The organism is Proteiniphilum sp. UBA5463, from assembly GCF_002427225.1.
Lineage (GTDB): Bacteria > Bacteroidota > Bacteroidia > Bacteroidales > Dysgonomonadaceae > Proteiniphilum > Proteiniphilum propionicum.
In genome coordinates, this window is record NZ_DIQL01000017.1 from 24,614 (window position 1) to 34,230 (window position 9,617).

Here is a 9,617-nt window from a genome sequence, read left to right on the forward strand (position 1 = left end):
ATAATTCTCAACAGTTTTTATGTATGCTTATGGTCAAAGAGTATTCATCAATCTCTATTTCATCCTCCAGATGATTATCAACGATAAAAATATCATCGGCCAGTACCTGATTTTTAATGTATCCGTCATAGTCTTTTATGGCTTCATCAAATACCGGATTGGCTGAAACTTTAATTATGATCCTATCGGTAATTTCAAAATTCTTCGCTTTACGTAGGTTTTGTATTCTATTCACCAGCTCCCGCGCGAGGCCCTCATTGCGGAGGTCTTCAGTGAGCGTAATATCCAACGCAACAGTTAGTCGCCCCTCGTTGGCTACCAGCCATCCGGGAATATCTTCGGAAATAATTTCAACATCATCCTGACAAACAACAACATTTTGCCCGTCAACATTTATCATTAATGAACCGTTTTTTTCCAGTTCACGAATATCACTGTTATTAAGTTCCTGAATTTTTACCGCCAGCTGTTTCATTATTTTTCCGTATCGCGGTCCAAGTTTTTTAAAGTCGGGCTTTACACGTTTTACCAGCATCTCATTTGCAGAATCTACAAACTTGATTTCCTTTACATTAACTTCGCTTAGGATGAGAGGTTCAACTGCCCTGATATACTTTTTCTGTTCCTCATCCTCTACAGGAATCAATATTTTAGAGAGCGGCTGACGCACTTTAATATTCACTTTCCTACGCAATGCAAGCACAATAGAAGATGCTGCCTGAGCTAAATACATCTGCTCTTCAAGTGCTTTGTCAATCAGCGAATCATCACACTGCGGGAAATCGGCAAGGTGTACCGACTCAATTTTATTGCAATCAGTAGCTGAAATCAGGTCGAGGTACAATTTATCGGCATAAAATGGTGCTATGGGTGCCATCAGCTTTGCCACAGTTATCAGACATTGGTAAAGCGTTTGATATGCAGAAAGCTTGTCATTTGTCATCTCTCCTCCCCAGAAACGTTTCCGGTTCAGGCGCACGTACCAGTTGCTGAGATTATCGTTCACAAAATCTGAAATTGCTCGGCCGGCTTTGGTTGGCTCATACGAGCAATACCCCTGATCAACCTCCTTTACCAGAGAATTCAGCAGTGAAATTATCCAACGATCTATCTCTGGACGTTTTTCTATATCTATCTGCGGATACTGGTCCCTGAAATCATCTACATTGGCATATAAAACGAAAAAGGAATAGGTATTGTACAGTGTCCCGAAGAACTTTCGCCTTGCCTCTTCCACACCCTCTATATCGAACTTCAGATTATCCCACGGAGCAGCATTGGTAATCATATACCAGCGCAACGGATCGGATCCGTACTTCTCAATGGTTTCGAAAGGATCAACGGCATTGCCAAGACGTTTTGACATCTTATTGCCGTTCTTGTCGAGTACCAGCCCATTGGAAATCACATTTTTAAATGCAACGCTCCCCATAACCATAGAAGAGATGGCATGAAGGGTATAAAACCAGCCACGTGTCTGATCCACTCCTTCAGCAATAAAATCGGCCGGATATACTTTCCGGAATTCCTCATCCGGAATATGCGGATAAAATACCTGAGCGAACGGCATCGCACCACTGTCGAACCACACATCAATTAGGTCAAGCTCCCGCTTCATTGGCCGGCCACTTTCGGAAACCAAAACTATATTGTCAACATACGGACGGTGCAGGTCAATTTTATCATACGCCAGCTCTTTATACTCTTTCAGATTCAGCCCTTTCCATGGGAGCTCATTCATTATGCCGGCATCTATCGACTTCTGCATTTCTTCGAAAAGCTCCTTTACCGAACCGATACATTTCTCCTCTTTGCCGTCTTCGGTACGCCATATAGGTAAAGGTGTTCCCCAGTAGCGGCTCCGACTCAGATTCCAGTCCTGCAGATTTTCCAACCACTTCCCGAAACGTCCGGTCCCAGTTGACTGGGGCTTCCAGTTGATGGTGTTATTAAGCTCTATCATAGTGTCGCGACATGCGGTAGTACGTATAAACCAGCTGTCAAGCGGATAGTACAAAACAGGCTTATCCGTACGCCAGCAGTGAGGATAATTATGCACCTGTTTCTCTATTCGAAACGCACGGTTCTGCTGTTTAAGCATTACCGAGAGATCAACATCAAGGGTAGCATCATCTTCAGTTAGAGAGTCATCGTACTCATTTTTCACATAACGTCCTGCATACTCCCTGTAAAGCCCTTCGTTAATATTGTTCTTTACAAACAGCTGATCAAGCTCTTCGAGCCGGAAAAACTTCCCTGTCAGGTCAACCATGGGGCGAAGGTTGCCCTCTTTATCGGTAAGCAGTAATCCCGGTATATTGTTCTCCTTGCCAACTCTTGCGTCATCAGCACCAAAGGTGGGAGCAATATGCACGATGCCCGTTCCGTCTTCTGTGGTTACAAAATCACCGGTAACCACCTTAAACGCTTCATCAGTCACTTTCACCCAAGGGATCAGTTGCTCATAGCGTATTCCCTCCAGCTTGGAACCTTCCCAAACCTTGTCAATAACCCTGAAAGGAATATTCTTGTCCCCGGGTTTGTAACTATCTAACGGAAGCCCCTCATTTTTAGGAGGGAAGTATAAGCTCAGTAAGTTTTTGGCAAGTATAACGGTAATTGGCTTGCCTGTGTACTGATTATAAGACTGTACTGCCACATATTCAATATTCTTCCCTACTGCAAGCAGCATATTCGACGGCAAGGTCCAAGGTGTTGTTGTCCATGCCAGAAAGAATGGCTCACCAAATTCCGTCCACTCAGGGAGAGGATCCTTGATAAGAAACTGCGCAGTACATGTTGTATCCTTCACATCCTTGTAACACCCGGGCTGATTAAGCTCATGTGTGCTCAGTCCGGTTCCTGCTGCTGGCGAATAGGGCTGAATGGTATACCCTTTATAAAGATAATTTTTTTTATACAACTCTTTTAGAAGATACCACAGGGTCTCTATATAGCGGTTATCGTAAGTGATGTAGGGATCGGTCATATCCACCCAGTAACCCATTTTTCGTGTAAGGTCTTCCCACTCTTTGGTATATTTCATAACCTCGGTACGACATGCCGAATTGTACTGCTCTACCGAGATCTCTTTTCCGATATCTTCCTTGGTTATTCCCAAAGACTTCTCCACGCCCAGCTCCACAGGCAATCCATGAGTATCCCACCCTGCTTTCCGGTTTACCAGATAGCCTTTCATTGTTTTGTAACGACAGAAAATATCTTTAATGCTTCGCGCAATCACATGATGGATACCAGGCATTCCGTTTGCCGACGGCGGCCCTTCATAAAACACGAACTGGGGATGTCCCTTACGTGTTTCCAGACTTTTCCTGAAAACATCTTTCTCATCCCATACTTCCAACATCTCCCTGTTTATTTCTGAAAGGTCCAAATGGCTATATTCGGGAAATTTTTTACTCATTGTCAATGAATTTATACCTGATAGAAAATTAATTTGCAAAGGTAGCAAAAAATTGAGAAATGGCAATTGATTTATTGGTATTAGTGCTTCTGCAATAACATTTAGAAGCGAATAATTTTATAACATTGCTCATAAAATTAAGCTCTTTGAACCAATCAACTTTTCTTTGTAATAAAATTTTCCTATTTTTGGATTTTATAAAATAAATCTTATGCATAAAATCAACCTGTTTCTATTACTTGCCATATCAGTAATGATCTGCTGCGGGACGAATCGGAACAACAATAAAACCGAGACAGTCAAAATCCTATCTTACAATGTTCGCAACGCCCGCGGCATGGACGAAGTAACCGATTACAACCGTGTTGCATCAGTAATCAAGCGTATTGATGCCGATTGTGCGGCAATTCAGGAGCTCGACAGCGCAACCCAAAGGAGCGGAGGTTTTATTGTCCTTGATGAGCTAGCCAAACGCACAGGGATGTTTGCCACCTATAATAAATCTATAGATTATCAGGGAGGTGGTTACGGGATAGGCATACTGACAAAAGAAAAGCCCCTGCGTAAAGAAGCAGTCCTGTTGCCCGGCAGTGAAGAACAGCGAAGCCTGCTGCTTGTTGAAATGCCCGATTATGTGATCTGCTGCACTCACTGGTCGTTGAATCAGCCCGACAGGATGGCATCGGTCGATGTAATCAATGAACTGATAAAAAATTACACGTCAAAACCGGTCTTCCTTGCAGGCGACCTGAATGCCGTCCCCGGCTCTGAAGAAATTCAGGAATTATTAAAGGCGTGGTCTGTTTTGAATGATACATTACAACCTACAATCCCTGCTAATAATCCTAAAAAATGTATCGACTATGTGATGGTGAAGAATAACCCTAAATTTGTTTTCAATGTGTTAGAGACAAAAGTGGAAAATGAGTTAATGGCCTCAGACCACCTTCCGCTATGGGTAACAGTTTCAGTAAAGGACAACAATTAAAACTTTCAAAAAATGAGAAAAGTCTTTGCATATATATGCCTTATAGCAGTATCATTAGCATCTCTGCAGGCACAAAACAAAAAGAAGATAACGCTAAACGTGGCCACTTTCAACCTGAGGATGGACACCCCCAGCGACGGCGAGAATGCATGGCCAAACAGAAAGGAGATGGTTAAAGGGTTGATCCGCTTTTACGACATGGATATTGTAGGTACACAGGAAGGTTTTAAACATCAGCTCGATGATATCGTTGAGTTGGACGAATACGCCTATGCAGGTGCAGGGCGTGACGATGGAAAGGATTCAGGTGAGCATTCTGCAATCCTATATAAGAAAAAACGGTTTGAAGTGTTGGATAAAGGCAATTTCTGGTTTTCCGAAAAACCTGAAGTACCGGGTAAAGGGTGGGATGCCACCTGCTGCAACCGCATCTGTTCATGGGCAAAATTCAGGGACCTGAAATCGGGAAAAGAGTTCCTGGTATTCAACTCACACTTCGATCACCAGGGAAGGGAAGCACGTAAAAACTCATCGTTGTTACTGATAGACAGAATCAGAAAGATAGCCGGCAGCACACCAGCTTTTGTTACAGGAGACTTTAACGCGACCCCCGAAGATGAGCCTATCCAGATTATATACGACTCGGGGAAACTGAAAGATGCGTTTCTGGTAACCGAACAGCCTCCCTATGGTACAACCGGCACCTTCAACTCTTTCAAGCCTGATGCTCCCATGAAAGGACGTATAGACTATATCTGGATTACACCCGGTATCACTGTGAAAAAATATGGTACTCTCAATGATATACAGTACGGGCGTTTTCCGTCGGATCATTTCCCGGTAATGATAGAGGCGAAACTATGACATACGTGCTCCAAATACCAATAAAATCAAACCCCGGTTCCATCTGGAAGCAGGGTTTATTTTTTTCATCTGAGAATAGTCAGGATAGTTTCTCCAAAGCCACTTTAATCCGCGCAACAGCCTTGGTTATATTTTCGTCGGAGATGGCATACGATAAGCGAATACATCCGGGAGCGCCGAAAGCATCCCCTCCAACACACGCCACGTGTGCCTCTTCAAGCAGGTACATAGCAAGATCGGAAGAAGTTTTTACGGTTCTGCCATTATAAGACTTACCAAAGTAACTGCTGCACTCGGGGAAAATATAAAATGCCCCCATAGGTTTGTTAACCTTCAATCCCGCGATTTGTTCAAGCAGGGCCACAATAAGGTTTCTTCGCCTTTCAAACGCCTTTCTCATCTCATCCACACAGGTCTGGTCTCCGGTATATGCTGCTTCAGCGGCTTTCTGTGAGATTGAAGATGCTCCCGATGTGTATTGCCCCTGTAACATACTGCATGCCGAAGCAATCCATTGTGGAGCCGCTATCCACCCTATACGCCAACCGGTCATGGCATACCCTTTTGATACGCCGTTCACCACAACTACACGATCACGGATTGAATCAAATTGAGCAATCGACTCATGTTTCCCGATATAATTGATATGTTCATAGATCTCATCAGCAATTACATAGACGTTCTTGTGCTTTTCCAGTACATCAGACAATGCTTTAATTTCCTGCTTGGTATAAACACTTCCCGTAGGATTTGAAGGTGAACAAAGTATCAATGCTTTTGTTTTGGGAGTGATAGCTTCTTCCAACTGTTGTGGTGTAATCTTAAAGTCTTTATCGATCCCTGCATAAACGAATACAGATTTACCTTCTGCCAACTTCACCATTTCCGGATAACTTACCCAAAAAGGAGCTGGAATAATAACCTCCTCCTCTTTATCAACAATTGAGAGGATTACGTTACAGATCGATTGTTTAGCTCCGCAGGATACAACAATTTGGGCCGGGCTATAATCCAGTCCATTCTCATTTTTCAGTTTATCGCAAATTGCTTTCTTCAGATCAGGGAAACCGGGCACAGGAGAGTAGAATGAAAAATTATTATCGATAGCTTTTTTTGCTGCCTGTTTTATATGCTCGGGAGTGGTAAAATCGGGTTCACCAACACTCATATTTATCACATCAATGCCCTGAGCTTTCAGTTCATTGCTTTTCTGAGCCATCGCAAAAGTCTCCGACGGCGACAAGGCAGCTAGTCTGGCAGATAATAATTCCATAATAATTTTCAATGTTTTTAGTCTTTTTGTTAGATTTACAAGACAAAGATATACAAAAACAATATTAAAATCACTTTGTGCTAAATTATTGGCAAGTTTTTTTGGTTATTCTTAGATATAAAATAAAAAAAGCCGCCAAAAGGCAGCTTGATGTAGATATATAATAATGTGTAGTAAAATTCTAAAATAAAGCTTTCGTAATCCACATTTGGATTACTCAGCTTAAGACAAAATAGTCATTTTCCTCAGCCTGCATAACGCAACCTGGCTTTCAACACTCTTAATCTGTTCAATCTGTTTGTACGATATGTAGCAGATCCGTTTGAGATGTTCTTTTCCAGATACTTTATCTGAGACAAGATTTCTTCTTTTGTCAGGCTTTTGATTGTCATAATTTCTCCTTTCAATTAAAATTTAGTCATTTCCCTGTTAAAGCATTACCCAAGTGTACTTGTCTTCTGCACATTTAACTTAAAAATGTTCTTTAAAAGTTATGATTCATCGGCAACCGTTTAATTAAGAAGCCCTTTCAGTAAATAATTGATAACCTAAAATGATTTCAAATAACTCGCTTGCCATTTAAATCGTCACAAAGATACAACAAAAAATATGTTTTACAACATATTCTCAATAGATTTTTTCACAAAGATATAGAGATTGTTGATAAGTAGTCGCTTATCAACCTGGGAAAACCATTGTAAACTTACTTCCATTTTCATCTGACCTTACCACTATCTTCCCTTTGTGTCGTAACATAATTTGTCGACAAATGCTCAATCCGATGCCAGAACCGGAAGGCTTTGTGGAATAAAAAGGGATAAAAATCTTCTCTATAGCTTCGGGTGAAATACCTTGTCCGTTATCGGAAACCGAAATGTGGATTTCGTCGCCTACCTTTACGGCTTCTATGTCGATTTTAGATTTAGATTGTGTAACGCAAGCTTCATGGGCATTTTTTAGCAAATTGAGCAACAATTGATCCGTCATACCCTTGTCGGCCTTTAGAATAAGTTGATCGGGATAAACAGAATACGTAAACTCAATGCCACCAGGAGCTATTAATTGCTGCATGGATTTCAGCATGGATTGCACGTGAATGGGCTGAACGGTGGGTTGAGGCAGCCGCGTGAGTTTGCGGTAATTTTCAACAAACGAAAGCAATCCTTTGCTGCGCCGGTGGATGGTTTCCATCGCATGCTTCATGACGTGATACTCTTCGGAACCGTCTTCGTTGGGCGTTTCGCGTTCGCTGAGCGTTTCGGAAAGAGAAATAATTGGCGTGATGCTGTTCATGATTTCGTGTGTAAGCACACTGATAAGTTTTTGCCACGCTTGCGACTCGGCTTCGTCCATCATAGCATCATGCGTGCGAGAGCGAAAAATATCGAGTGCTTCGTTCATTTCTTGCGAAAGTTGATGAAACTCGTCGTTTGAAGTATTGCTAACAAAATGCGTGGAAAAGTCGGAATGACGAATACCCGCAATCAATTGCTCCATGCGGCTAATCAGTTTTTTTCGGTCGAAATACATGGAAACCGCAACCGCCACAATTCCAACCAATATCAAAGCTGACGAGAAGTAAAACCCTCTCAGGTAAATCCATGCACCAATGAGCGATAATAGCATAATGGCTATTATTTTCAGGAAAAAGATATATTTAGTTTGAAGTTTCATGCTTACTTATATTTTTCAATTTTCCGATATAAGGCAAATCTAGTAATACCCAACAGTTCTGCTGCTTGACTCATGTTCCCGTCGGCCTGTTCAAGCGCTTTTTCGATGGTGGATTGTTCCAATTCTTCCAGATTCAGGTTTTCGGATTTCGATTTTCTGGCAGATGCCGGTTTCAATATAAAATCATCGGCGGAAAGCGTGTATCCCGATGCCAAAATCACGGCGCGCTCCATGGCGTGTTGCAATTCGCGCACGTTGCCGGGCCAATTATATGAATTTAATTTTCGTAAAGCGGATGTGGAAATGCTTCGGATGTCTTTCTTATATTTCTTGGCGAAGCGATGCAGAAAATGACCTGCAAGCAGTTCAATATCTTTTCCGCGTTCGCGAAGCGGTGGAATGTGCAACTCGATGGTGTTGATGCGGTACAGTAAATCTTGCCGAAACTCGCTACGATCCACCATCGCGTGAATATCGGCATTGGTAGCGCAAAGCAAACGTACGTTTATATGGATGGGCGAAGTGCCGCCAAGGCGCATAATTTGTTGTTTTTCAATAGCCGTTAGCAGTTTCATTTGCGTGGCGAGCGTGAGGTTCCCGATTTCGTCCAGAAACAACGTGCCACCCGATGCAATTTCAAACCGACCTTGTTTTTCTTTTTTGGCATCGGTAAATGCTCCTTTTTCGTATCCGAAGAGTTCGCTTTCGAACAACGTTTCGGGAATTGCACCTAAATCAATGTGTACAAACGGTTTGTCGGCACGTGGCGAGCAGCAATAAAGCAGGTTGGCAACCAAATCTTTTCCTGTTCCGTTTTCGCCCAAGATCAGGATGTTGGCATCGGTATTTTTCAGTTTGTCGATGGTGTCAAATAACGATTGCATCACTTCGCTTTCTCCGATGATTTCAGGAAACGAAAGGTTGCTCTCAAGAGCCGCCACTTGTTTTTTCAGTTGCGAAACTTCTGTACGTTTGCGGCGTAATTCCACAGCTGAAGCCACCGTTGCCAGTAATTTATCCTTTGCCCACGGCTTGGGAATAAAGTCGGTAGCTCCGGCTTTTATGGCTTGCACCGCTTTTTCGGTATCGGAATAAGCCGTTACGAAAATCACCACAGCATCGGGGTCTGTTTCTTTTATTTTTTCGAGCCAAAAGAATCCTTCTTGTCCGCTATCCGCATCTTTTGTGAAGTTCATATCGAGCAGAATCACATCGGGTGCGAACGTATCCATAAAATGCACGATACGTTCGGGTTGCGTTGTAACTTTCACCTTTTCCACGTGCGGCTGCAGCAGCAGATTGAGGGCGAAGAGGATGTCTTCGTTGTCGTCAACGATGAGTATTTTTCCTTGTTTGGTTGTCATGGTTGTTGAATTAAAAAACTTATCAAACAT

At 42.6% G+C, this 9,617-nt stretch carries 7 protein-coding genes; 2 read left to right on the plus strand and 5 right to left on the minus strand.

Translation table 11 applies throughout. The annotated features are described in order from the left end of the window. Window positions 1-7: 7 nt before the first annotated feature. A complete protein-coding gene (gene ileS / locus B3B27_RS03425; protein ID WP_238868932.1) occupies window positions 8-3,424 on the minus strand; it encodes an isoleucine--tRNA ligase in 3,417 nt (1,138 codons plus the stop codon). Window positions 3,425-3,635: 211 nt separating this feature from the next. Here ileS and B3B27_RS03430 point away from each other — a divergent pair, with 211 nt between their 5' ends. Beyond that, window positions 3,636-4,412 carry an endonuclease/exonuclease/phosphatase family protein gene (locus B3B27_RS03430; protein ID WP_286846826.1) on the plus strand — a complete coding sequence of 259 codons (777 nt, stop codon included), beginning with the start codon at window positions 3,636-3,638 and terminating at the stop codon, window positions 4,410-4,412. Between the two features lie 12 nt (window positions 4,413-4,424). Further along, the gene (locus B3B27_RS03435; RefSeq protein ID WP_238868929.1) at window positions 4,425-5,276 is read left to right on the plus strand and encodes an endonuclease/exonuclease/phosphatase family protein; all 852 of its coding nucleotides are present in this window, start codon (window positions 4,425-4,427) and stop codon (window positions 5,274-5,276) included. A 79-nt stretch (window positions 5,277-5,355) separates the two neighbouring features. Here the strand turns inward: B3B27_RS03435 and B3B27_RS03440 are convergent, their stop codons facing one another. The 4 genes from B3B27_RS03440 to B3B27_RS03455 form a co-directional block, all read right to left on the minus strand. After that, entirely contained in the window at window positions 5,356-6,549 is a 1,194-nt protein-coding gene (locus B3B27_RS03440) for a pyridoxal phosphate-dependent aminotransferase (protein ID WP_238868928.1), read from the minus strand. Between the two features lie 245 nt (window positions 6,550-6,794). After that, window positions 6,795-6,941 (minus strand): hypothetical protein, encoded by a 147-nt coding sequence (locus B3B27_RS03445; RefSeq protein ID WP_238868927.1) that lies wholly within the window; start codon window positions 6,939-6,941, stop codon window positions 6,795-6,797. A 286-nt stretch (window positions 6,942-7,227) separates the two neighbouring features. Beyond that, window positions 7,228-8,223, minus strand: a complete 996-nt coding sequence (locus B3B27_RS03450; protein WP_286846827.1) for a sensor histidine kinase — start codon at window positions 8,221-8,223, stop codon at window positions 7,228-7,230. Between the two features lie 2 nt (window positions 8,224-8,225). Further along, a complete protein-coding gene (locus B3B27_RS03455; protein WP_327065923.1) occupies window positions 8,226-9,587 on the minus strand; it encodes a sigma-54-dependent transcriptional regulator in 1,362 nt (453 codons plus the stop codon). Between the last annotated feature and the right edge of the window lie 30 nt (window positions 9,588-9,617).